Below are 24,259 nucleotides of genomic sequence, written 5' to 3'. Positions count from 1 at the left end.
ACTGGAGTGACCATCGCAGCACAGGGGTTGACGGTACGAGGTCCGCGCGGGCCGGTCTTCGAGAACGTGGACGCCCAGGTGGAGGCCGGTGGCCTGCTGGTCGTGCACGGGCCCCCGCGCTCGGGTCGCACCTCGCTGCTGCTCGCGTTGTCCGGGCGGATGCGCCTAGTGGCAGGCACCCTGCGGGTGGGTCCGTACCGGGTTCCCGGCCAGGGCCGCCGGGCCGCCGGACTGGTGGCGGTGGCCAGGGCCGAGCCCGCGGTGGGGCTGGAGGGGCGGCTGCGGGTCCGCGAGCTGATCGCCGAGCGGTGCTGGATCTCCCGCGGCACGACCCGGTCCGGGATCCTCGCGGCGGCCGATCGCCTGGAACTGGCACTGGACGAGTCGTCGTTCGCCGAGGACCTGTCCGTCCTGGACCGGCTTCGCCTCGCCCTGGCCCTGGCGGCGGCCGGGGAACCCGGTGCCGTGGCCGTGGACGACGTCGACCGCGACTGCACCGGCGCCGAGCGCTCCGCCGCCTGGCGCGTGCTGTCGCTGCTCCAGGCCGACGGTCCAACGGTGCTGGCGGCAGCCCTCCAGCCACCCCCGGCGGCGGCCGCCGTCGAGGCGGCGGCCCTGGTCCCGCTGCCACGGCTGAGCCGCGACCTGCTCGACCCGCCCCCGGCCGGGACCGCCGCGACGACCGTGCGAACGGAACGAAACGAGGCCGACCGATGACCGTGTTCCGACTCGCCTGGCTGGAACTGCGGCGGTTCCGGGGACCGCTGCGGCGCTTCGTACCGGCGCTGCTCTGCCTCATTCCGCTGCTCTACGGCGGCATGTACCTGTGGGCCAACTGGAACCCCTACGGCCACACCGACCGGATCCCGGTCGCCGTCGTCAACGAGGACCGCCCGGCGCAGGGGCCGCAGGGCCAGCCGGTCGACGCGGGCGCGCAACTCGTCCAGCAGCTCAAGGCGTCACCGACCTTCGACTGGCAGTTCGTCAGCGCCGCCCAGGCCGAGAGCGGGCTGCGGGACAACCGCTACTACTTCACCGTCACCATCCCGTCCGGCTTCAGCGGTGACCTGGCCACGGCGGGCACCTCCGCACCGGAGCGGGCCGGGATCACCCTCGAACTGAACGACGCCAACAACTACATCGCCGGCATCATGACCCAGGTGGTGCAGTCGAAGCTCCAGGACCAGGTGGACTCGGCGGCCCACTCGGCCTACGTCCGCGCCGTCTACGGCGAACTTTCGGGCGTGCGCTCGCAGTTGGGCACCGCATCCGGAGCGGCGGGGCTGCTGGTGGACTCCACCAGGACCGCCGAGCAGGGCAGCGCCGCACTGTCGTCCGGCACCGCCGGCCTCCAGCAGGGGTCGGCCCAGGTCGCCACCGGCGCCGGGCAGATCTCCCAGGCGGCGGGACAACTCGGCAGCCTGTTCACCACGCTGGACCAGAGCGCCGCCCAGCAACTGCCCAGGGCGGCGGGAAGCCTGGTGAACGCGGCCGGACTGGCGTCCCAAGGGCTGAGCTCCGTGCACAGCGGCACCGGCCTGCTGCAACAGGGGACCAGCCAGGCCGTCTCCGACCTGACCGCCCTGGGCGACGCCGACCCCTCCCTGGCCGATTCCCCCGCCTACCAGAAGGCGATGAAGGACGCCCGCGCCCTGGACACGGCGGCGGGCACCCTGGACGGCCAGGCAGCGGCGGCGGCATCCGACGCCACGCTGGCGGTGACCCAGGCCACGGCCGTGCAGAGCACCGCCGCATCCATCCAGAGCCAACTCCTCGGCGCACAGACGACGGTGGCCCTGGCCGACTCGGGCGCGAGCAACGTCGCCGCGGGCTCGGCCACGGTCGCCCAGGGACTGACGAGTCTGCAGCAGGGCGCCCAGAGCCTCAACGGCGCCGCGCAGGAGGCGCACAGCGGGGCCGCGAGCCTGTCCGGCACCATCGACAACGCGCTCAGGGAGATCCCACCGACCGACCCGACCGAAGTGGCCCGCGCCGCCGACGTGTTGGGGACCCCGGTGTCCATCACCGAGACGAACCTGCACCCGGCGAAGCTGTACGGACGCGGCATGGCCCCCTTCTTCTTCGGCATCGCCCTGTGGGTGTTCGGGCTGTTCGCCTACCTGTTGCTGCGGCCGGTGAACCTGCGGGCGCTGTCCTCGCGCGTCAGCACCCTCACCGTCGCCGCGGCCGGCTGGTTGCCCGCCGCGGCCCTGGGCGGGATCGCCGCCCTGGTGCTGTTCACGGTCGTCGACGCCGGACTGGGCCTGGACCCGGTCAACCTGGGAGCCACGATCCTGCTGCTGCTGCTCGCGGCAGCCGGCTTCACCGCCGTCGACCACTGCCTGCGCACCTGGCTGGGCACGCCTGGTGACGTCCTGTCACTTGTGCTGCTGATCCTCCAGCTCACCGCGTCCGGCGGGCTGTACCCCATGCCCACCGAACCGGTCTTCTTCCAGACCATCCGGCCGCTGCTGCCGATGACCTACCTGATCGACGGACTGCGGGTCTCCATTTCCGGCGGCAGCAGCGGAAACCTGGTCCGGGACGGAGCGGTACTGACCGCGTTCGCCGTCCTGTTCGTGGCCCTGACCGCGCTCATCCTGCGGCGCCAGCGAACCTGGACCGTCGCCCGGCTGCACCCGGACGTCAGCCTCTAGCCACGACGGGTTCTCCGTCCGACGATCCGGTGGTGAACCGCGGGCCCGCCGCATGCGTATGGCCGCTGACGCAGTGCGCGGGTCCGATCGGGTCCACCGCTGCGGCCCGACGCTGCCGAGGGGAGAACCCTGATCGATCGTCTGTCATGCGCAGGTCACTCGGGCCTCGCTCGATCAGGTTCGGAATCGAACGCCGCGTTCACCTTGCCGGAGCGCACCACCACGCGTGCGCGTCCCACACTCGATGGAGGCATCCGATGTCGCAGAACAAGCTCTGGCCGCACGTCCTCTCGCTCTTCCGCGTGATCGTCGGGGCGCTCTTCGTCTGCCACGGCGCGTCCACGATCTTCGGTGTGCTCGGCGGCAGTGCGGGGACCGGGGGCGCGGCCCCGGTGGGAGCGTGGCCGGGGTGGTGGGCCGCGCTGATCCAGCTCGTCGGCGGCGTCCTGGTCGTGCTGGGGCTGGGGACGCGCGCGGCAGCCCTGCTGTGCTCCGGGTCCATGGCCTACGCGTACTTCACCATTCACCAGGAGAAGGCACTGCTGCCGATCCAGAACGGCGGTGAGGCCGCCGTGATGTTCTGCTGGACCTTCCTGCTCATCGCGCTGGCGGGTCCGGGCACCTGGGCCCTGGACACCCTGCTGGCACGTGGCCGACGCGGATCGGCGCAAGCGCCACGGGCGGCTGACCCGCTGACCGACAGCCTCTCGGTCTGACCACGGCCGTCACACCGCCACTCGCGCCGCGGCGCGAGCCCGCGGCCGGGCGGGGAGCACACACCCCGCCCGGCCGTCGTCGGCCGCCTGGGCCGGGGGCGGTCAAGCGCGGAACCGGTTGTGCCAAAGTGCGTAACAGGAACATATACGACAAACTTCCCTGAGGTGGGCCGATCGCACTCCGAGACGCCGCCGTGTTCCTGACCGCTGCTGAACGGAGCGACGCATGAGCCACCTGCCCTCCTTCGAGGACACCACCGACTTCGACAACGCCGACCGGGGCTTCCTCGGGGCGATGGTTCCCGCGGTGGTCAGGGCGGCCGACGGGCGGGTGGTGTGGGACAACGACGCGTACGACTACCTCAAGGGCGAGTGTCCGGACACCGCCAACCCGAGTCTGTGGCGACAGGCGCAGCTGACCGCGAAGCAGGGCCTGTACGAAGTCACGGACGGGATCTACCAGGTCCGCGGCCTCGACCTGTCGAACATGACGCTGGTCGAGGGCGACCGCGGCGTGATCGTCATCGACCCGCTGATCTCCACCGAGTGCGCCGCCGCCGCGCTCGCCCTCTACCGGGAGCACCGCGGTGACCGGCCGGTGACCGGCCTGATCTACACCCATTCGCACGGGGACCACTTCGGCGGCGCGCGGGGCGTGCTCCCGGAGGGATCCGAGGCGGGCGTGCCGGTGATCGCCCCGGTCGGGTTCCTGGAGCACGCGGTCAGCGAGAACGTCTACGCGGGGAACGCGATGACCCGCCGGGCCATGTTCATGTACGGCGACCGGCTGCCGAAGGCCCCCGACGGGCAGATCAGCGCCGGGCTGGGGATGACCACCTCCACCGGTACCGTCTCGCTGATCCCGCCCACACTGGACATCACCCGCACCGGCCAGGAGGAGAGCGTCGACGGCGTGCGGATCGTCTTCCAGCTCACCCCCGGCACCGAGGCCCCGTCGGAGATGAACTTCTCCTTCCCGCAGCGGCGTGCGCTGTGCCTGGCGGAGAACGCCACCCACAACATGCACAACATCCTGACCCTGCGCGGGGCCGTGGTCCGCGACGCCCGGATCTGGTCGCGGTACCTGGACGAGGCGATCGAGTTCTTCGACGACAGCTACGACGTCGCCTTCGCCTCGCACCACTGGCCCACCTGGGGCCGGGAGAACGTCGTCACGCTGCTGTCGGAGCAGCGCGACCTCTACGCCTACATGCACGACCAGACGCTGCGGATGCTGAACTCGGGCCTGACCGGACCCGAGCTGGCCGAGGAGATGCGGCTGCCGCCGGCGCTGGAGCAGGCCTGGCACGCGCGCGGCTACTACGGCTCGCTCAGCCACAACACCAAGGCCATCTACCAGCGCTACCTGGGCTGGTTCGACGGCAACCCGGCACACCTGTGGGAGCACCCGCCGGTCGAGCTCGCCAAGCGCTACGTCGACCTCGCCGGCGGTGCGGACGCCGCGCTGGCCAAGGCCCGCGGCTACGTCGGCGGCGGCGACCTGCGCTTCGCCGCCACGCTGCTCAACCACCTGGTCTTCGCCGAGCCGGAGAACACGGCGGCCAAGGAGGAACTGGCCTGGGTCTACGAGAAGCTCGGCCAGGGCAGCGAGAACGGCACCTGGCGCAACTTCTACCTGATGGCCGCGCTGGAACTGCGTCAGGGACCGGGCACCATCGAGCTCGACACCAGTGGCGGGATGGCGATGGCGCTGACCACCGAGATGCTGATCGACTCCATCGCGGTGCGCGTCGACGGCCCCCGCGCCTGGGACGAGGACCTCACCGTCGACCTCGCGCTGACCGACGAGGGCCGCCGCCACCGGCTCACCCTCCACAACGGCGCCCTGACCCACCGCGCGGTCGCGCTCGACACGGCGCCGAAGACCCCGGCGCAGTGCACGCTCACCCTCACCAAGCCGCAACTCCTCGGCGTCCTGGCCGGCAGGGGCCTGGACGGAATCCAGCACGAGGGCGACCCCGCCGTCCTTGCCCGTCTCTTCTCCTACGTCACCGAGCCCGACAAGTCCTTCGCCATCGTCACTCCCTGAGCGGCCCGGCCCTACTCGGGGGGACGTTGCTCGGGCAGGGGTTCAGCGGGCGGCGGGGGAGTGGGCGGCCAGGGTCGGCACGGCGGCGAGCAGGGTTCGGGTGTACTCCTCCCGGGGGGCGGTCACCAGCCGGTCGGCGTCGCCGGTCTCCACGATCCGGCCCTGCCGCATGACCGCGATCCGATGGCTGACCTGGCGCACCACGGCCAGGTCGTGGGCGATGAAGACGATGGCCAGACCCAGGTCGCGCTGGAGGTCCAGCAGCAGGTTGAGCACCTGGGCCTGTACCGAGACGTCCAGCGCGGAGACCGGTTCGTCGCAGATCAGTATCGAGGGCCTGGGCGCCAGGGCCCGGGCGATGCCGATCCGCTGGCGCTGGCCGCCGGAGAAGGCGCCGGGTCGGCGGTCCGCGGCCGACCGGTCCAGACCCACCTGCTCCAGCAGCTCGGCGACGCGGTGCTCGCGCTCGCCGCGGTGTCGGACGCCCTGGGCGATCAGTGGTTCGGCGATGATCTGACCGGCCGTCATGCGCGGGTTGAGCGAGGCGTAGGGGTCCTGGAACACCAGCTGCACCTCGCGCAGCAGGTCGTCGCGCGTGCGCGCGGTGACCTCGCGGCCCCGGAGCAGCACGCTGCCCGCGTCCGGCTCGTGCACCCGCAGCAGCGTGCGGACCAGCGTCGACTTGCCCGACCCCGACTCGCCGACGACGCCCAGGGTCTCCCCGGCGCGCAGGGACAGGCTGACGCCGTCGAGCGCCACCAGTGGCCCGAGCCGCCGGGCCCGGCCGCGCCGGGCGAAGCTCTTGCGCAGGTCGCGGACCTCCAGCAACGGCGGCTCGGTGTCGGCCGGTGGCGTCGGCGTACCGGGCGCCACCGGGCCGGGCGCCGCGGCCCGGGGCGCCGTGAGCGACAGCGGCGCCGACCCGGGCCGCCAGCAGGCCGCGCGGGAGCCGCCGTGCGGGCCGGTCAGTTCGGGCCGCTGCGAGCGGCAGAGGTCCTCGGCGGATCCGCAGCGGTCGGCGAAGGAGCAGCCGGACAGCGTCGCCCCCGGATCCGGCGCGATTCCGGGAACGCCGCGCAGTCGCGTTCCTGATGGTGCGTCAATACGTGGTACTGCGGCCAGGAGGCCCTCGGTATAGGGATGCTGAGGATGCGTCAGAATCAGCTCGGTAGGTCCGTCCTCGATGATCCGGCCCGCGTACATCACCAGGGTGCGGCGGCAGGACCGGGCCACGACCCCGAGGTTGTGGGTGATCAGTACGATCGCGGTGCCGGTCTCCCGGTTGACCTTGTCGAGCAGGTCGAGGATCTGCTCCTGCACGGTGGCGTCCAGGGCGGTGGTGGGTTCGTCGGCGAGCAGCACGGCCGGTTCGTTGGCCAGGGCCAGGGCGATCATCACCCGCTGCCGCTGGCCGCCGGAGAACTGGTGTGGATGGTCGTCGATCCGCCCGCTCGGATCCGGGATGCCGACCAGGTCGAGCAGTTCCAGCGCGCGGCGGCGGCGCGAGCCGCGGTCGCCGGTGCCGTGCGCGCGCAGCGCCTCGTCCAGGTGCCGGCCGATGGACAGCACCGGGTTGAGCGCCGACACGGGGTCCTGGAAGATCATCGAGACCCGGCGTCCGCGCAGGTCGCGCAGGTCCGCCGGGGTGGCGGTGACCAGGTCCCTGCCCTCCAGCAGCACCTGGCCCCCGGTGATCCGGCCGGTACCGGGCAGCATGCCCATCAGGGCCAGGGCCGTGGTCGACTTGCCGGAGCCGGACTCGCCGACGATGCCGACCGTCTCCCCGGCCGGGACGTCGAAGCCCAGGCCCTGGACCGCGGGCACCGGCCCGCGGGGTCCGTGGAAGGACACCTCCAGGTCGCGGACCTGTAGCAGTGGCGTGCTCAACGGCGGACTCCCTTGTTCAGGGCTTCGGCGACCAGCGCGAACCCCAGCACCAGGCCGGTCACCACGACCAGCGGAACCACAGCGAAGGACGGGTCCTGTTGCAGGTACTCCAGCGATTCGCTGACGATGCTGCCCAGCGACGGTTCCGGCGGACGCACCCCGACGCCGAGGAAGCTCATGCCGCCCTCGATGAACACCGAGATCGACAGCGCCACCGCGACCTGGATCACCAGCGGGTCCAGCGCGTTCGGCAGCACGTGGCGGACCAGGACCCGGGTCCGGGAGGCGCCGCCGAGCCGGGCGGCCACCGCGTACTCGCGCTCGCGCTGGACCAGGATGCCGCCGCGCAGCACCCGGCCGAATCCGGGGGCCTCGGCGACCGCGATCACCCCGATCACCGGCAGCTTGCCGGGGCCGGTGACCGAGGTGACCGCCAGGGCGAGAATCAGTCCCGGAAAGGCGAGCACCAGGTCGAAGGCCCGCTGCACCAGCACGTCGGCCACCCGCGACCAGGCCGCGGCCAGCGCCAGCAGGACGCCCCCGGCGGCGCCCAGGGGTACCGCGGCGATCGCGATCAGCAGGTCGGTCCTGATGCCGTAGAGGATCCGGGCGAGCAGGTCCCGGCCCAGGTCGTCAGTGCCCAGCGGGTGGCCGGGCGTGCCGATTCCGGCGAGGGCGACCGGGCCCTGGGTCAGCGGTCCGGCCGAGGTCAGCAGCGGGCCGAACAGTCCGAGCAGCACGATGCCGACGACGATGACCAGCCCGGTCAGGCCGCCGGGGGTCAGCAGTCCGTCGAGGTAGGGGCTGCGGGCCCGCAGCCGACGCAGCCGGGGCAGCGGGGGGCCGCCGGGCCGCGCACCGGTGGCCGCCGCCGCGACGGCCGGCTCCGGGTTCGGGTTCACCGGGTTCGGGTTCACTGGGTTCGGGTTCACTGCCACCGGATCCTCGGGTCGAGCCAGGCGTACGCCAGGTCGGTCAGCAGCTGCACCGCCACGAAGGCCGCGACCAGCAGCAGCAACAGGTCCTGAACCACCGGGTAGTCACGGTGCAGTACCCCCTGCTGGGCCAGCTGGCCCAGTCCCGGCCAGGCGAACACGGCCTCCACCAGCACCGCGCCGCTGAGCAGTTGGCCGGCCTGGAGGCCGAGCACGGTGACCACCGACGGCAGCGCGTTGGGCAGGGCGTGCCGCCACACCACGCGCGACCGCCGGACGCCGAGGGCGGTGGCGGTGCGCACGTAGTCCTCGGCCAGCGCGCGCTCCAGGGCGTCGCGCAGGTAGCGGCCGAGTACGGCCGCGCTGGGCAGCGCCAGGCACAGCGCGGGCAGCAGCAGGTACTGCCACGCCAGGTCGGGCGCGGTGGTGAAGGACTGGTAGCCACCGGCGGGCAGTGCCGGCAGCCACACGGCGAAGAGCAGCACCAGCACCACCCCGGTCACGAACGGCGGCACGGCCAGCGCGGTGGTGGCGAACACCCTGAGCACCGTGCGCACCGCCCGGTTGCCGGAGGTCGCCCAGAGCAGCCCGACCGCGCCCCCGAGCAGCACGGACAGCAGCAGCGCCCCGGCGGTGAGCTGGGCGGTGGCGGACAGTCCCGAGCCGATCAACGTGGAGACCTGGCCGCCGATGACGTAGGAGCGTCCCAGGTTCCCGGTCAACAGGTGCCCGATCCAGTGCGCGTACTGGACGGTCAGCGGCTGGTTCAGCCCCAGCTCGGTCCGGATCGCGCCGACCGCCTGCGGTGAGGCGTCGGAACCCGCCAGCGACGCCGCCGGGTCGCCGGGGACCAGCCGCAGGATCAGGAACACCGCGAACGAGGCCAGGACGAGTACGAGCAGCGCGGAGGGGATGCGTTTCGCGAGGTATCGGCTCATCGGTCAGGCCAGGGTGGCGTTCTGGGCATGCAGGTACCCGAACCGGTTGAGGGTCGCGCCGCTCAGGCCGGTCGTGTTCACCTGGAGGCTGGGCTCGACCGCCAGCTCGATGATGAACGCCTCGTCCAGCAGGATGCCGGTCACCCGCTGGTAGGCGGCGCGAGCCGCCGCGCTGTTCGGGTCGCCCTGCTCCCAGGCGGCGAGCACGGCCTGGGAGTACTCGGCCGAGCGGAACCGGGAGGTGTTCTTGGCCTGGTTGAACGGATAGGCGCTGACCGCCAGCGTCGCCGGGTGGAGCTGGGCGAAGCTGTGCGCCTGCACCCACAGGGCGGGCATTGACTGGGCGATCAGGTCCTGTTGCGCGGTGACCGGGTCCACCGTCCGCAGGGTGGTCCGCACCCCGACCTGGGCCAGGTCGTACTGGACCAGTTCGGCCAGCGACGTCAGCGTGCTGGGCACCAGCAGCGGCAGATCGAGGCCGGTGGCGCCGACGGACTGGAGCAACTGCCGTGCCTTGCCCGGGTTGTAGCTGTAGTGCTGGGCCGCGCCGGTGGTGTACGCGGGGGAGTTCTGCGGCCAGGGAGCGGCGGTGGCCTGGCCGTAGCCGCCGAGCAGTTCGCTGACCACCCGGTCCCGGTCCACGGCCCAGGCCAGGGCCTGCCGCACGGTCTTGTCGTCCAGCGGCTTCACGGTGGTGGTGACACCCAGGTAGAGGTCGCCGGCGCCCTGCTTGTACTCGGTGATCCCGAACCGGGTGTCGCTCTTGAGGGTGGCCACCTGCTGGCCCTGGAGCGAGAAGCTGAGCTGGGTCTGGCCGGAGCGCAGCGAGGAGAGCAGCGAGTCCGCCTCCGGGATGACCCGCAGCTGGACGGCGTCCAGGTAGGGGCGGTCCGGCTGCCAGTAGCTCTTGTTGGCCTTGACCGAGAGGACGCTGCCCGGCTGCCAGGAGTCGAAGACGAAGGGCCCGGTGCCGACCAGCCGCTGGCCGCTGACCGCGTCGGCGAGGGTCTGCTGATCCTGGATGATCATGAACTCGAACAGGTCGAACAGGTTGCTCACCGGATGGGCGAGAGTGAGCACGAGCTCGTGGTCGCTCTTCTGGTCGAAGCCGGTGACGGCGGCGGCGGTGGCGCCCAACTGGGCCGCGTGCACCGGGTTCGTCAGGTTCTTGATCGCGAAGACCACGTCGGCGGCGGTGAACGGCCGCCCGGTGTGGAAGGTGACGCCCTGCCGCAGTTGCAGGGTGACCGTCCGGCCGTCGGGGGAGACGGTCCAGCTGGTGGCCAGCGAGGGCTGCGGCCGGAGGTTGTCGTCGTACTGGGTGAGGGTGTCGTAGATCAGGCCCTGGACCAGCGAGTTGTTGCTCTGGGCGAAGAGCAGCGCGGGGGCGAAGTCGGTCTGCACGCCGACGGCGAGGGTGCCGCCGCGGCTGGCTGAGCCGCTGCTGCCGCTGGGGGCGGCGGCAGCGCTGACGGCCGAACGGCAGGAGGTCAGTGTCAGTAGGGCCCCGGCGGCGCCGGCGGCGGCCAGGACACCTCTCCGGGTCGGCCCGGCGGGGAGCGTGGGGAAGTCGGGCGCGGTTCGGGGCATGGCGGGGCGCTCCTCGGAGGGGAGTGGGCAGCATTTAATTGCGCTGCGTAAGTAAAAAAGTCAGCCCTGACCGTACGACGGCACGGAGATCATGCCTACGGGGGCGTGCTCACGGGAAGGGTGGCGCAGGCCGGGCGGACAGCGGAGGCTGTGCGGGTACCGGGGTGGAACCTCAGCGGCGACGGGCGCTACAGGACAGCGCACACATCGCACTCGCCTGCCGACACAGGTCGACATGGCGGCGCGTCACGAGCGTGCGGTCCTTGGTCACGCCGCCATGATGACAGCCGGTCGGGGCATGCTGTCAAGGCGTGCGGACCGCCGGTGGCCGGTCAGCTCGCCGACCCGGACCCGGGCCGGACGGGACCGGCGGGCATCCGGAACCGCAGCGGATCGCGGAACAGCGGGGCCAGTACCGCGGTTCCGGCGGCCACCCGCATCACGTCCACCCCCGCGTGCGGGAAGCGGACCCGTTCCGGCTCCCGGGCGACCCGCGAGCTGGAGGCCAACTCCCTTCGGAACAGCGCCAGGTAGCTCTCCGAAGCGGCCACCGACGGCTCGGTCAGCAGGATCAGCTCCGGATTCAGCGCGTCCACCAGCAGCGCGGCGGCGCGCGCCACCAGCCGCAGCCGCTCCCGCAGCAGCGCGTCCGCCCGTGCGTCGCCGCCCAGCGCCCGGCCCACCACCGTGTACGCGTCCGTGCAGTCCGACAGGCCCGCCGACCGGGCCCGTTCGACCAGGGCCAGATCCGAGGCGGCGACCTGCAGGCAGCCGGTACGGCCGCAGCCGCAGACGGTCGCGGTGTCCCCGGTGGGCAGATGGGCGACATCCCCCGCGGCCGCGCCCGGCCCCTGGTGGACCACCCCGGCGATGCCGAACGCCGCGTCCACCACCGAGCCCACGAACAGGTGGACCACGCTGCGCCGCGCCTCCGGCGGACCGAACAGCATCTCCGACTGGACGACGGCCCGGGCGTGGTTGTCCACCTGCACCGGCAGCCCGCCGATCTGCTCCAGCTGCGCCTGCAACGGCACGTCGCGCCAGCCCAGCGGCTCGTGCCGGAGCGCCAGGCCGCGTTGCGGGTCGATCCAGCCACCGGCGATCGCACCGAGGCCGAGCACCCGGCGTCCGGGTGCCGCTTCGGCCAGGAACTCCGGCAGCTCCGTGCGGAGTTCGGGTGGCAGTCCGCTGCGGACCCCGCCGCTCAGGGTGCGCTGGGCGACCACCCGGCCGCGCAGGTCCAGCAGCGCCAGCGAGCTGAACGGCACACCGATGTGCACCCCGGCCACCAGCGGTCCATGGGTGTCCAGGTCCAGCGGGACCTGTGGACGGCCAACGGCTCCGGCAGCCGCGGCACCCGGCACCTCACGCACCAGGCCGAGCTCGATCAGGTGCACCGCCTGCCGGGACACCGCCGCCGCGCTCAGCCCGGACAGCCGGGCGATGCCGGTGCGGGCCACCGGGCCGTGGTCCAGCACGGTCCGCAGCACGGCGGCGGCGTTGGCCTCGCGACGGCCGTCGCCGCCGCGCCAGGCGGCGGGGGCGACGGGCACGGGGGCGGGGTCGGGCGCGTGCACGGCGAGGTCGGCCATGGGTGGTCCTCTCCTGGGGACAGCGGTGCTCGGAAGTGTGCCGCGCGGCAACCGAACACGGTCCCGCATTGTTGCAGCCTCATGAATGCTGGGCCGCGGCGCCCGGTGCCCCCGGTCGCGGCGGGACGACCGGAATTCCGACGAATCCGCAGGTCGCAGCCTACGCCGTGGCTGGGGCTCGGTGGTCGGAGGGCAACGGCCCGGCGGCGCGGCCCGCTCGGAGGCCGTTGACTGCGCGCGCCGGCCGCTGGCAACCTGCGGACATGCCGAGGTCACGTCCGCCCGCCGCACCGCGTCCGCCCGTCGCGGGCCGCTGTGGCGCGGCGGGTCGCGTCGGCTCCGCCTGACCCCTGTCGGCCGCCGTTCTCCGGCCGACCCGCGATCCCGCACGCCACCCCTCGGCCGCAGTCGGTCCGTCCCGACGCGCCGTCTCGCATCCGTGCCCGTTGCCCATGGCTGCCGGAGTTTCTTCCGCAGCGGTTGCAATTACCGTAGAGGAGCCACCATGTCCGTCACCGTCGATCAGTCCGCAGCGGTCCAGTTGAACGTCACCAAGGTCGCGGGCCGCATCGGCGCGGTCGTGCACGACGTCACGCTCGACGCCGACCTGCCGCCGACCACCGTCGAGGCGCTGCGCGCCGCCCTGCACGAGCACAAGGTCCTGTTCTTCCGGGAGCAGCGGCACCTGGACGACACCGCCCACGAGGCGTTCGCCCGGCTGCTGGGCGACCCGGTGTCGCACCCCACCGTGCCCTCCGCCGACGGCCGCTACATCTTCGAACTCGATGCCACCAAGGGCGCCCGGGCCAACAACTGGCACACCGACGTCACCTTCGTGCCCGCCTACCCCAAGGCGTCCATCCTGCGCGCGGTGGAGATTCCGCCCTACGGCGGCCACACCATCTGGGCCAACACCGCGGCCGCCTACCAGGCCCTGCCGGAGCCGCTGAAGCGCCTGGCCGAGGGCCTGCGCGCGGTCCACACCAACGACTTCGACTACGCCGCGCGGCTGGGCCTGCGCGAGGACCTGGCCGACAACAAGGAGGTGGCGGCCCTGTTCCGGCAGGTGTTCATCTCCACCGCGTTCAAGACCGAGCACCCGCTGGTGCGCGTCCACCCGGAGACCGGCGAGCGCACGCTGCTGCTCGGGGCCTTCACCCAGCGCATCGTCGGGCTGTCCACCGAGGACAGCACCGCCCTGATCGCGCTGTTCCAGCGGTTCATCGAGCGCCCGGAGAACGTCGTCCGCTGGCAGTGGACGGTCGGCGACGTGGCGATCTGGGACAACCGGGCCACCCAGCACTACGCCGTCAACGACTACGGCGACCTGCCGCGCGTCGTCCGCCGGATCACCCTGGACGGCGACGTCCCGGTCGGCGTCGACGGTGAGCCCAGCCGGCTGCTGGAGCCCACCGCCCCGCCCCGGGTGGCCGGGATCGTCCCCGCCGCGGAGCTGGAGCGGGAGCGGCTCGCCGCAGCGGGCGACTGAGCGGCCCCGGCCGCGCGGCCCCGGTGGCGCCGGGGATCATCGGGACCGCGCGGCCCCGGCTACGGCGGTCCGCGGGCACGTGCCGCTGCCCGTCACCGGCATCCCCGACGCGGTCGGCTAGCGTCTGCGCATGGATACGGACGCATCGCGACTTCCCCGGCCCGAGCACGAACTGGTGGCTACCAGCAGCACCGTGGTCTACGCGAACCGCTGGATGACCGTACGCGAGGACAGGACCCTGCGGCACGACGGCGCCGAGGGCGTCTTCGGCGTGGTGGCGAAGCCCGACTTCGCCCTTGTCGTCCCCTACGCCGACGGCGGCTTCCACCTGGTCGAGCAGTACCGGTATGCCGCGAAGGGCCGCTACTGGGAGTTCCCCCAGGGGTCCTGGGAGGACAGGCCGGACGCGGACCCGCTGGCCCTGGCGCGCGGTGAGCTCGCGGAGGAGACCGGGCTGACGGCCGGGGCGATGACACCGCTCGGCCACCTCTTCGAGGCGTACGGCTTCTGCGACCAGGGTTTCCACATCATCCTCGCCACGGAGCTCACCCCCGGCGAGACGAACCTCGACGAGGAGGAGGCGGGACTGGTCAGCCGCTGGTTCTCCGAGGCCGAGGTGTGGCAGCTCATCGCCGAGGGCCGGTTCAAGGACGCCCCCTCGGTCGCGGCCCTCTGCCTCTTCCAACGCCACCGCGCGGAGCACGGGCGGTAGCCGACGCACCGGCGCGGCCCGGACCGGCGGGAACGGGCAGCGGTGCGGCGGCGGTGCGGTGGCGGAGTCCGCCCTGCCTGGGCTCGCCGGGTCACCGCCCCCCGGCCCCGCACCCGGTGTGGGCGTCGGGGAAGCGCTCGCCGCTCCGCCGGGTGGCGTAGTCGGCGAGCCATCGCCGCACGTCCCCGTCGGAGGCGTCCCAGGAGCGGCCGAGTCCGTCGGCGTCCTCCAGGGCCTGGTGCACGCCCGACACCTCCACCGGAAGCGCCGGCTCCGCGGTCTCGCCCACGAGCGCGACCCTGCCGCGCGCCCGGGCCGACGCGGTCCGCCGACCGGGCACCGTCCACGCCCGCCACTGTCGGCCCATGGTCAGGACGTCGCGGGCCGCGTAGCCGATGTCCGGGAAGGCCGCGAGCACGTGTCCCAGGTCCAGGTGGGCGCCGGTGAGATCGCCGCCGGTGTGCCGATGGCGGGTGGCGGAGAGGCTCAGGTAGCGGGAGTCGGGCAACGGGTAGTGCGAGACGTGCCACTGCGCTCCCACCCAGCTGATGGCCGCGCTGTCCTGCCAGCGGTTGGCCACCAGTTCCATCGGGACGACGGTGCGGTAGACCGCGACCCGCTCCTCCGGGGCGCCGCCGGTCCAGGACGTGTCGTCGCGGGCGGCGGAGCGGGCGCTGTCCGTGAGGATCAGCGCGTCCCCGGTGACGCTGCGCCCGCCGACGAGTGCGGCCACCACCGACTCACCGCGCTCGGTGTAGCCGACCACACCGCTGTCCGCGCGCAGCCGGACGACGTCCAACTGCCAGCAGGCATCGAGCAGTGGCTCGTAGACGTCCAGCCGGTGAGCCGTCGCGTGGGGCGCGTGGGGCGTCCCGCCGTGCCGCCCGGGCAGCGGCACCGTGGCGACCCGCTCCCCGGTCGAGCCGTCCATGATGCGGATCTCGCCGATCGCCAGCGACCGTCGGCGTACGGCCGCGCCGACTCCGAGCCGGTCCAGCAGCCGGAAGGCGGGCGGCGTCAACCGGACGCCCATCCCGTTCTCGGTGAACACCGGTCGTCGCTCCAGCACGAGGACGTGATGGCCTCTCGATCCCAGGGCGACTGCTGTGGCCAGACCGCTGGTACCACCACCGGCAACCAGAATGCGCATGTGGTCGATGATGGCTCCCAGGGGTTGGCGCGGGCGACGGCGTCATGGCCCTTGTGTCAGAACCCTCCGGGGAGGTGACACAGACCGAAGAAAAATGTTTGAGCGGAGCAGTGCCCGGTTTGTGCCGGTCACAGCTGACAGCCCATCTGCTCCATGGAGACCATGCAGTGGGTCCACGGGCGGACCCGGGCCCTTGAGGCGGCGACCACCTGGGCCACGTGCGCGGCTGCCGCCAGGGTCATGTGCCGGTGCCAGCCGTCGGAGGTCCGCCCCTCGTAGTCGTCGAGGGTGCCCACGTGCGAGGCGGAGCCCACGTAGTCCTGCTCGACGCGGCGGGTGAACCGGGTGAGCCGCAGCAGGACGCCCAGGGGGGTGGCGGTCAGATTGGTCAGCCAGCACCGGACGGGCTGCTCCCGGCCGTCGGCCCACTCCCCGACCAGCAGCAGCGGGTGGCCGGCCCACTCCACCCGGACACCGGCGACCAGGCTCCGGTGCGCCGTTCCGGTCACCGGGTCGGTCCATCGCGCCGGGCGGCGCAGCATCCGGTTGAGTTGCAGCAGGCGGGCGGCGGGGAGCGGGCGGGACTCCCGGGCGGGCCCGAGGCCCAGCACCGGCAGGTTGGCGGGCACAGCGGCCAGCAGCGGTGCGCCCGCCCGGGCGTACCAGTCGAAGACCGGACCCAGGTCGACCCCGGGGATGTCCAGTACCACCGGGCGGGGCCCGGTGGTACTCGGGTCGTGCACCCGGGTCGCCGCCACCACGCGGTCGGCTCCCGCCTGGCCGGAGCGCAGCAGGTTCCACCGCACCGGCACGGTGACCTCACTGGCCACCCCCCACACGCCGACCGCCTGCCGCCCCCGCCGGGGGGTCGGCAGGGCCTGCACCACCCAGGCGGTGAACCGCAACTCGTTGTCGGCGTGCCGCTGGAGGGCCCTGCTGACCGGCTCCCAGTCCCAGGTGGAGGCGGCGATGAAGTGGTGCAGGCTCTGCGCCAGTTCGGGGCCGCCGACCTGCGCGGCGATGTTCCTGATCGACTTGCGGCCCTCCGTCGCGATCAGCCCGCGCAGGTACAGGGCGCCTTTGGCGCGCTGGTCGCTGCGGGGCAGCGGGGCGAAGAGCACCTGGGACAGCTCGTCCAGGACGGTGCTGTTCCCCGGGACGGTCCGCCCGGGCGGTCGCGGCCCGGAGGGCCTGCCCGGTAAGGCGTGGTGGACGGGGTGCATCGGAATCCCCCATTGAGGCGAGGCGTCGGGGTCACGGGACGGTCGGCGGTGCGGCACGGAGCTTCGCGGGTCGCATGAAGGTCGTGTCCGTACCAACGCCAAACGGTCGCCTCGGTGCGCTTATTCCGTGGCCTCCGACGTGATCCGAAAGACCGGCCCTAGGACGTCTCCTGGGCGAGCGCGGCGTCGGCGGTGATCGTCACGTCGCCGAGCGCGGGCAGTTCCGGCGACGCGCGGCGGCCCCGGGCCCACATCGCCAGCGAGAGGAGCAGCGCGACGGTCGTGGCGAGGGCGGCGGTCAGGGTCACCGCGCGGGCGTTGAAGCCGAGGTCGATGGTGGTACCGCCGAGCCAGGCGCCGAGCCCGTTGCCGAGGTTGAACGCGGACACGTTGGCCGACAGCGCGAGGGCCGGTGCGGCGGCAGCCACCGCGAGGATCCGCGCCTGGAGCGCCGGGATGATGGAGAACCCGGCGGCACCGAACAGGAACAGGGCGATGGCGGCCGGGATCTGGTGGGGCGCGGCGAACCAGAAGAGCACCAGCGCGGCGAGCAGGGCCGTCTGGGCACGCAGTACCCCGCGCATCACGTTGGCGTCCGCGGCCCGGCCGCCGAGGATGTTGCCCAGGACCGAGCCGAGGCCGAAGACGATCAGCAGGACGCCGATCATGGCGGGCGCGAAGTGGCCGATGGTGCGGAGCAGCGGCGCCAGGTAGGTCGAGGTGGTGAAGACCGCGCCCTGGGCCAGCACGGTGATCAGCATGGAGAGTTGGAGGCTGCCCTGGCGGAACACCTTGATCTGGTCCCGCAGGGGAGTGCTCTCCTCGATCGACGGGCCGTTCTCCGCGGACAGGTTACTCGGCACGAACCTGGCGATGAGCAGGAGGCACAGCACGGCGAAGACCGTGACGTACCCGAAGGTGGCCCGCCAGCCGAAGTGCTGCCCGATGACCGTGCCGATCGGCGAGCCGAGCACGTTGGCGAAGTTGAAGCCCAGCGCGATCTTGGCCATCGCGGTCGCCTTCTTGTCCGGCGGGGCCATCTGGGCGGCGACGTACCAGGCCACGGCCGCGAAGGTGCCGTGGCTGAGCGACGTGAAGACGCGTGCCCCCATCAGCGTCGCGTAGTTGGGGGCCAGCGCGGCCATGATGTTGCCGACGACAAAGACGCCCATCAGGCTGAGGAGCAGCACCTTCCGGGGCCACTTGGCAGTCAGCAGGGTGATGATCGGACCGCCGATGGTGACCCCGAGCGCGTAGCCAGTGACCAGCAGGCCGACTGTCGGGACGGACACATGCAGGCTGGTCGACATCTCGGGCAGGATCCCGGTGATGACGACCTCGGCAGTGCCCACGCAGAAGACCCCGAGCATCAGGGTCAGGAGGGGGAGTGGCATGGCGACCCAAGCCTTTCGTAGGAAGCCCGCTAAGATGCATGCGTTTGCATGCAAATAGTGAACCATGGCGCCGGAGCGGTCAACTGTGCAAGGAGTTAGGCTGGGCAGCGGTGACGAAAGCGCAGGGAACGTTTCGAGGGACTCAGCGAGGGGCCGCGTCGATGGAGACTTGGGGACCGGGAAACGAGCGGGACGAGATCGCCGTCTGGCGTCAGCTCTCGCGCCTGATGGAGCAGGTCAACGCGACCGCGGGTAGGCGGCTGGCCCGCGGCCACGGGGTCTCCGTGAACGAGCTGCTGCTCCTGCTCTCGCTGACCGAGCAGCGGGACGGCACGCTGCGGATGTCCGACCTCATCAAGGCCCTGGGTGCCAGTCAGCCCGCCGTCAGCCGCATGGTCGCCCGCCTTGAGGACGCCGAGTGGGTCATCCGCCGCAGCCTCCAGGACGACAGGCGCGGGGTGGACGTACAGGTCACCGAGGCCGGTCGGCGGCTGGCCGACGCGGCGGAGCGGAGCCTGCGCAAGGCGTTGACCGAGGCCCTGGACGCGGCGGCGCTGAACGACTCCACCGCCTCGCTCGTCGCCCGGCTGCGCTACGAGCCCGCGATGCCGCTGGACTGAGCGCGGCCCAGGGCGGCGCTGGGGCGCCGACCGGTGTTGCCGAGGCTCACCGGAATGTGCGGACCCGCATCGGTTCACGTTCCGGCAATGGCAGAGAAATATGAATTTGCATACATCTAATGTGACCCTTGTCACGTTGCAATGTATGCGGACGAAGCACTAGCGTTCGAGCTCGACGGGCGGACCGACTGCTATCTCCGCCCTGTCCTCCTGCGATTCCCACTCGCATCGCGCATTCCCCAGTTCGAAGACCCTCACGGAGGTCTTGTCATGTCTGGTACCGCAATGCACCGCCCCGCAGGCCTGAACCCCGTAGCCGATCTGCCCAAGCCCCCCGGGCTGCACTGGAACGTCCGGGCGGAACAGCCCGTCGCCTACAGCGTCAGCATGGTCCGCGGGCTGCTGGATCCCGGCAACCCCGCGCTCGCCCACGCCTGCCGCGGCGGCCAGGGACGTCCCGTCCGCTGCCTGCTGGCGATCGACTCCGTTGTCGACAGCCTCTACCACGACCGGTTCTCGGCGTACTTCGACCGCTGGCAGATCGACGTGACCTGGCTGGTCGTCCAGGGGGACGAGGACGCGAAGTCCCTGGAGCAGTCCGTCCACGTCACCGAGGCCATGTCCCGGATGGGGATCCTGCGCCGCGCCGAGAAGGTGGTCGCCGTCGGCGGCGGCGTGGTCCTGGACATCGTCGGCTTCGCGGTGAGCATGTACCGCCGCGGCGTGCCCTACGTGCGCGTCCCCACCACGCTGATCGGCCAGATCGACGCCGGGATCGGCGTGAAGACCGGGATCAACCACGGCCGTCACAAGAACCGCCTCGGAGCCTACTTCGCGCCCGAACTCACGCTGATCGACCCGGCGTTCCTCCGCACCATCGAACCGCGCCACGTGGCCAACGGCATCGCCGAGATCATCAAGATGGCGCTGGTCAAGGACGCCGTCCTGTTCGACCTCCTGGAGGCGACGGTCGGCTCCATCACCCCCGACATCCTGGCCAGTTGCGGCTCGGCGGTGAGCGAGGTCCTGTCCCGGGCGATCTCCGGCATGCTGGACGAGCTGGAGCCCAACCTCTGGGAGCAGGTGCTGGAGCGGTCCGTCGACTACGGCCACACCTTCAGCCCGTCGCTGGAGCTGCGCGCCGACCCGCCGCTGCTGCACGGCGAGGCCGTAGCCGTCGACATGGCGATCTGCCTGGCCCTCGCCCACCTGCGCGGCCACCTCTCGAAGAGCGACACCGACCGGGCGTTGCGCCTGCTCCAGGGCTTCCAACTCCCGGTCTCGCACCCCGTCTTCACCCAGGAGCTGCTGGAGGAGGCGCTCGGCGACGCGGTCAGGCACCGGGACGGGCTCCAGCGCGTCCCCCTGGTCCGGGGCATCGGCTCGGTCGTCTTCGTCAACGACCTGACGTCGGAGGAACTCGGCCGGTCGCTGGAGTTCGTCGGCAGCTGGACGGCCACCGCGAACAGCGAACTCGTCGGCGCCGCCGTATGAGCACGGCCATCACCGTGTTCGACGTCGGTGGAACGCACATCCGCCAGGCGCAGTGGGTGCGCGAGGGCGAGCTGCACGCCCGTACCTCGCGCCCCTCGCCGACCTTCCGGCGCTTCCCCGGGGCCAGCGTCGCCGAGCTCCAGGAGATGATGGTCCGGGAGCTGTGCGACCCGGTGCCCCGGTCACCGGACGCCGTCGTCGGCATCTCCTTCGGCGCCGCGCTCGACCACCGCTCCGGCATCGTCTACGCCTCGGCACCGCTGTGGGGCGACCACAGCGAGCCGTACGACCTGCGGGCGGCACTGACGGCCCGGCGCGCCGACGTCCAGTGGCACATCGTCAACGACGTCACGGCCGCCCTCCTGCACGCCGCCGCGTCCGCCGACCGCAGCGGGCACCGCAAGGTGCTGCTGGCCACCATCAGCTCGGGCATCGCCTGCCGGGTCATCGACCAGCGTCAGCGCCGGATCCCGGTGGACGGCTGCGGCTTGCAGGGCGAGATCGGCCACCTGCCGGCCACCGCCGGGCTGGCCGGGCAGCCGGTCGTCCTGGACTGCGACTGCGGGCGGACCGGACACCTGGCGGCGTACGCCTCCGGCCCCGGCATCGCCCGGATGGCGGACGCCCTCGCCCTGCGGGAACCGGCACGCTGGGCGGCGTCCCGACTCGGGCGGCTGACGGCCGGGGGCGCGGGCTTCGAGGCGGCGCTGCGCGGCGCGCTGGACGACCGGGACCAGCTGGCGGTCGAACTGCTCGACGCGGTGACCGCTCCCGTCGTCGCCGTCCTGCGCACCGCGCTGTGCCTCGACCCCGAGCTGGACGAGGTCGTGCTGACCGGCGGCGTCGTCCACGGCCTCGGCCACCACTACCGGCACGCCCTGATGCGGGACCTCGCCCGGCAGGGGCTGTACCTGACCAGCGAACGCACCCCCGACTGGCTGGACCGGCGGATCACCGTCACCGCCCCCGGCGAGGCCGACAGCCTGGCCGGGGCCGGGATCGCGGCCCGCACCGGAGTACCGCTGTGAGCACCGCCGGGAACACCGCCGGGAACACCGCGGAACACTGGGCGCTGGTACGGGAGGCGGGGCGGGTACGGCTCCGTCGACGCTCCACCCGGGCACCCGCCCGGGGGGAGCTGCTGGTGGCTACCCAGGTGGCGGGGTTGTGCGGGACGGACATCCAGATGCTGCGCGGGCTGCGCGGCGACCCGGCACCGGTCATCGGCCACGAGGGCATCGCCCGGGTGGTCGCCGCCGGGGCGGGCGTCCCCGACGACCTGCGCCCGGGCACACCGGTCCTGGTGAACCCGACCCACCGGTCGGACCCGTCCTTCCTGCTGGGGCACAACGTCGACGGCCTGCTCCAGGAGCGCACCCTGGTCCCCGCGACCGCGGTGCGGGGCGGCCTGGTGGTACCACTGGAACGATCGCCCGACGCGGTGCTCGGCACCCTGATCGAACCGCTGGCCGCCGTCCGGTACGCCTTCGCCCTGCTGGCCACGGCCCGCCCGCGCACCCTGCTGGTGTACGGCGACGGCACGATCGGGCAGCTCGCGGTGCGCGCCGCCGGCCGCTGGCTGGGGAGCGCCGGCCGGGTCCTGCTCGTGCACCACACTCCTGCCGGGCTGGCCTGGAGCGCCCAACAGGCCGTTCCCGGGGTCGAGTTGCTGCTCGGTGCGGAGCCGGGGGAGCTGCCCGCGCTGCCCGCGCCCGATACCGGTCCGGTCGCGGCACTGCTCGCGACACCGCGCGACGCCACGCTGGGCAGCCTCGAATCCGCCCTGCGCCTCGACGTCGGCGGCGCCCCCGCCGTCGACCTGGTCGTCGACCTGTTCGGCGGTCTGCCGCCGGGCGCCGCGAGCGCGCTGCTGCCCGGAGTCGACCTGACCGCGGTCCGGGCCGCCAACTGCGCCGGGTTCCCGGTACCGGCCGCGGTCGCCCGCGTGCGCACCGCCGACGGTCGAACCGTGCGGCTGACCGGTCACCGGGGCGTGGGCAACGGCCATCTCGTTGAGGCGGCAGCCGAGTTGTGCCGGGACCCGGCCGCCTACCGCGACCTGGTGACCCATCTCGTGGAGCCGCCGGAAGCCGCCCAGATCATGAACGGGCTGTCGGCGGGCGGGGGCCGGACCGTCGCCGGGAGCCGGCTCGTCAAACTCGCGGTGCGGTTCTCCCCGCTGCCGCCGTCGTCCCAGGAGGCCCAGTGACCGCGCATGCTCGGAACCGCCGCCGCGCGCTGGTGGTCGGCGGATCGACGGGGATCGGCCGTGGCGTCGCGGACGCCTGGGCCGAGGCGGGGATCGACGTCACCGTACTCAGCCGGTCGGCTCCCACCGGCAGTGGCGCCGACCGGCTGCGCTGGACGCCCACGGACCTCACGGAGGCCGACCAGGTCACCGAGAACCTGGCCCGCGCCGCCGCCGAACCCCTGCACGCCGTCTGCTACTCGGCGGTCCACTACGGTGACCGGCGGACCCTGTTGCGTGACAGCACCGAGGCGGAGTGGCGTCGCCAGATCGAGGTCAATCTGCACGGCCTGTGGCTGACCCTCTCCCGGACCATCCCGGCCCTGCGCCGCCCGCACGCACCGGGCCTGTTCCTCGGCGTCTCCTCCGAGGTCGTCTACAACGCGGGACCCGGGCGATCCGGATACGCCGCGTCCAAGGCCGCCGCCGCCGCCCTGCTCGACTCGGTCGCGCAGGAGGAGGACACCGACGCGCCCGGCAGCGAGGCCCTGCGGGTGGTCCAGGCCCTCCCGGCCGGGATGGTCGACACCCCCGGGATCCGGCGCAGGCGCCCGGAGGGATTCGACTACCGCGGCTACATGACACCGGGGAGCTTCGCCCCGCTCGCCCGGGAACTGGCGGCGACCGCCGGGGCCGGACTGCACGGTGCCCATCTGGTGGTCGACGGCGCGGGCGGCTGGTTCCCCGTGGGCGAGCGGATGCCGGTGTCCCAGAGCCGCAGGATCTCCTCGGGGCCGGGCACGTGACGCGCCCACCCCTCGTCGCGCTGGCCGGGTGGCGGCTCCCGGGGGACCACTTCGGCGCGGTCGAGCTGGCCCGCGCGATCGGCGTCGAGGGACTGCAACTCGACCTCGGCGGCCCCGGCCGGGGACCGTGGCTCGACGCGGCCGGAACCGTGGACCGGATCCGGGACGACGGCGCCCGGCACGGGGTGGCGCTGCTCGCGGTGGCGGGCAACACCCTCAACGACATCGGACTCCACGCACCGCGGGGCAGCCGGGACGCGGCGCGCGTCCGCCATGTCCTGATCCGGGTGCTCGACGCGGCCGTTGCCCTCGGCGCGCCGCTGGCGTTCGTCCCCAGCTTCCGCCGCAGCGCCATCAACGACCCGCGGGAGCTGCGGCGGACGGCGGTCGTGCTGGCCTGGGCGGCGCGCGAGGCACAGGCCCGCGGACTGCTGCTGGCCAGCGAGAACGCCCTGGACCCGGAGCGGGCGCGAACCCTGGCCGCGGAGGTGGCGGTACCCGCCTTCCGGCTGCTGCTGGACACCTACAACCCACGGGCGGCCGGCGTCGACGTGCTGGCCCTGATCGAGGCGACGCACGAGTGGATCGCACCCCAGATCCACCTCAAGGACGGCACCGGCGGGGTCGTCGCCCGGGACCTCCTCGGCGAGGGGGACGGCCGGGTGCGGGAGGCGGTCCGCGCGCTGGCGACCCGTGCGGGCACACCCGAGGCACTCGTGCTGGAGAACGACTACCGCGACGGCGACCTGCGACGTCCGGCTCTCGACGTCGAACGCGCAAGGGCACTGACCTTCAGTTGACGAGTTGACGAGTTGTGG

21 protein-coding genes are annotated in these 24,259 nt (G+C 72.8%); 12 read left to right on the top strand and 9 right to left on the bottom strand.

The genetic code is table 11. The features are described 5' to 3' along the window. Nucleotides 1-6 precede the first annotated feature (6 nt). The 4 genes from GXP74_RS28920 to GXP74_RS28905 all read left to right on the top strand — a co-directional run bounded on the left by GXP74_RS28920 (nt 7) and on the right by GXP74_RS28905 (nt 5,423). Nucleotides 7-717 carry an ABC transporter ATP-binding protein gene (locus GXP74_RS28920; protein WP_182454182.1) on the top strand — a complete coding sequence of 237 codons (711 nt, stop codon included), beginning with the start codon at nt 7-9 and terminating at the stop codon, nt 715-717. Further along, nucleotides 714-2,657, top strand: coding sequence for a YhgE/Pip domain-containing protein (locus GXP74_RS28915; protein WP_182454181.1), 1,944 nt, complete (start codon nt 714-716; stop codon nt 2,655-2,657). The genes GXP74_RS28920 and GXP74_RS28915 overlap by 4 nt, the downstream gene beginning before the upstream one ends. A gap of 257 nt (nt 2,658-2,914) precedes the next feature. After that, nucleotides 2,915-3,373: a DoxX family protein gene (locus GXP74_RS28910; protein ID WP_182454180.1), complete on the top strand. Its 459-nt coding sequence runs from the start codon at nt 2,915-2,917 to the stop codon at nt 3,371-3,373. A 226-nt stretch (nt 3,374-3,599) separates the two neighbouring features. Beyond that, nucleotides 3,600-5,423: an alkyl/aryl-sulfatase gene (locus GXP74_RS28905; RefSeq protein ID WP_182454179.1), complete on the top strand. Its 1,824-nt coding sequence runs from the start codon at nt 3,600-3,602 to the stop codon at nt 5,421-5,423. A gap of 42 nt (nt 5,424-5,465) precedes the next feature. Here the strand turns inward: GXP74_RS28905 and GXP74_RS28900 are convergent, their stop codons facing one another. The 6 genes from GXP74_RS28900 to GXP74_RS28880 form a co-directional block, all read right to left on the bottom strand. Continuing rightward, nucleotides 5,466-7,310: an ABC transporter ATP-binding protein gene (locus GXP74_RS28900; RefSeq protein ID WP_182454178.1), complete on the bottom strand. Its 1,845-nt coding sequence runs from the start codon at nt 7,308-7,310 to the stop codon at nt 5,466-5,468. Beyond that, nucleotides 7,307-8,146: an ABC transporter permease gene (locus GXP74_RS28895; RefSeq protein ID WP_182456703.1), complete on the bottom strand. Its 840-nt coding sequence runs from the start codon at nt 8,144-8,146 to the stop codon at nt 7,307-7,309. The genes GXP74_RS28900 and GXP74_RS28895 overlap by 4 nt, the downstream gene beginning before the upstream one ends. A gap of 92 nt (nt 8,147-8,238) precedes the next feature. Next, complete coding sequence (locus GXP74_RS28890; RefSeq protein ID WP_182454177.1) at nt 8,239-9,183, bottom strand: ABC transporter permease; 945 nt, start codon at nt 9,181-9,183, stop codon at nt 8,239-8,241. Nucleotides 9,184-9,186: 3 nt separating this feature from the next. After that, nucleotides 9,187-10,773: an ABC transporter substrate-binding protein gene (locus tag GXP74_RS28885; protein WP_182454176.1), complete on the bottom strand. Its 1,587-nt coding sequence runs from the start codon at nt 10,771-10,773 to the stop codon at nt 9,187-9,189. Between the two features lie 172 nt (nt 10,774-10,945). Next, nucleotides 10,946-11,044, bottom strand: coding sequence for a putative leader peptide (locus tag GXP74_RS42310; RefSeq protein WP_370468470.1), 99 nt, complete (start codon nt 11,042-11,044; stop codon nt 10,946-10,948). Nucleotides 11,045-11,105: 61 nt separating this feature from the next. Beyond that, nucleotides 11,106-12,365, bottom strand: coding sequence for an ROK family transcriptional regulator (locus tag GXP74_RS28880; RefSeq protein WP_225448270.1), 1,260 nt, complete (start codon nt 12,363-12,365; stop codon nt 11,106-11,108). Nucleotides 12,366-12,870: 505 nt separating this feature from the next. On the opposite strand from GXP74_RS28880, the gene GXP74_RS28875 reads away from it, so the two are divergent. Both GXP74_RS28875 and GXP74_RS28870 read left to right on the top strand, forming a co-directional pair. Next, complete coding sequence (locus tag GXP74_RS28875; protein WP_182454175.1) at nt 12,871-13,854, top strand: TauD/TfdA family dioxygenase; 984 nt, start codon at nt 12,871-12,873, stop codon at nt 13,852-13,854. Nucleotides 13,855-13,984: 130 nt separating this feature from the next. Continuing rightward, entirely contained in the window at nt 13,985-14,566 is a 582-nt protein-coding gene (locus GXP74_RS28870; protein WP_182454174.1) for an NUDIX hydrolase, read from the top strand. Between the two features lie 91 nt (nt 14,567-14,657). Here GXP74_RS28870 and GXP74_RS28865 read toward each other — a convergent pair whose 3' ends face one another. The 3 genes from GXP74_RS28865 to GXP74_RS28855 form a co-directional block, all read right to left on the bottom strand. Continuing rightward, complete coding sequence (locus GXP74_RS28865) at nt 14,658-15,716, bottom strand: FAD-dependent monooxygenase (protein WP_182454173.1); 1,059 nt, start codon at nt 15,714-15,716, stop codon at nt 14,658-14,660. A gap of 128 nt (nt 15,717-15,844) precedes the next feature. Beyond that, nucleotides 15,845-16,939, bottom strand: coding sequence for a transposase (locus GXP74_RS28860; protein WP_182454172.1), 1,095 nt, complete (start codon nt 16,937-16,939; stop codon nt 15,845-15,847). Nucleotides 16,940-17,097: 158 nt separating this feature from the next. Next, on the bottom strand, nt 17,098-18,333 hold the full coding sequence (locus GXP74_RS28855; protein WP_182454171.1) for an MFS transporter: 1,236 nt from the start codon (nt 18,331-18,333) through the stop codon (nt 17,098-17,100). A gap of 161 nt (nt 18,334-18,494) precedes the next feature. On the opposite strand from GXP74_RS28855, the gene GXP74_RS28850 reads away from it, so the two are divergent. From GXP74_RS28850 to GXP74_RS28825, 6 genes are all read left to right on the top strand, one after another. Further along, nucleotides 18,495-18,953 (top strand): MarR family transcriptional regulator, encoded by a 459-nt coding sequence (locus tag GXP74_RS28850; RefSeq protein ID WP_182454170.1) that lies wholly within the window; start codon nt 18,495-18,497, stop codon nt 18,951-18,953. Nucleotides 18,954-19,223: 270 nt separating this feature from the next. Continuing rightward, entirely contained in the window at nt 19,224-20,447 is a 1,224-nt protein-coding gene (locus tag GXP74_RS28845) for a sedoheptulose 7-phosphate cyclase (protein ID WP_225448269.1), read from the top strand. Beyond that, entirely contained in the window at nt 20,444-21,475 is a 1,032-nt protein-coding gene (locus GXP74_RS28840; RefSeq protein WP_182454169.1) for an ROK family protein, read from the top strand. The genes GXP74_RS28845 and GXP74_RS28840 overlap by 4 nt, the downstream gene beginning before the upstream one ends. After that, on the top strand, nt 21,472-22,656 hold the full coding sequence (locus GXP74_RS28835) for an alcohol dehydrogenase catalytic domain-containing protein (protein WP_182454168.1): 1,185 nt from the start codon (nt 21,472-21,474) through the stop codon (nt 22,654-22,656). Before GXP74_RS28840 ends, GXP74_RS28835 begins: the two co-directional genes overlap by 4 nt. Further along, nucleotides 22,653-23,441 (top strand): SDR family NAD(P)-dependent oxidoreductase, encoded by a 789-nt coding sequence (locus GXP74_RS28830; RefSeq protein ID WP_182454167.1) that lies wholly within the window; start codon nt 22,653-22,655, stop codon nt 23,439-23,441. Before GXP74_RS28835 ends, GXP74_RS28830 begins: the two co-directional genes overlap by 4 nt. After that, nucleotides 23,438-24,241, top strand: coding sequence for a sugar phosphate isomerase/epimerase (locus tag GXP74_RS28825; protein WP_182454166.1), 804 nt, complete (start codon nt 23,438-23,440; stop codon nt 24,239-24,241). Before GXP74_RS28830 ends, GXP74_RS28825 begins: the two co-directional genes overlap by 4 nt. Nucleotides 24,242-24,259 lie beyond the last annotated feature (18 nt).

The sequence above is a fragment of the Streptacidiphilus sp. P02-A3a genome, from assembly GCF_014084105.1.
Taxonomy (GTDB): domain Bacteria; phylum Actinomycetota; class Actinomycetes; order Streptomycetales; family Streptomycetaceae; genus Streptacidiphilus.
The sequence above is the reverse complement of the archived record's forward strand: the minus strand, read 5'-3'. Positions and strand labels throughout refer to the sequence as shown.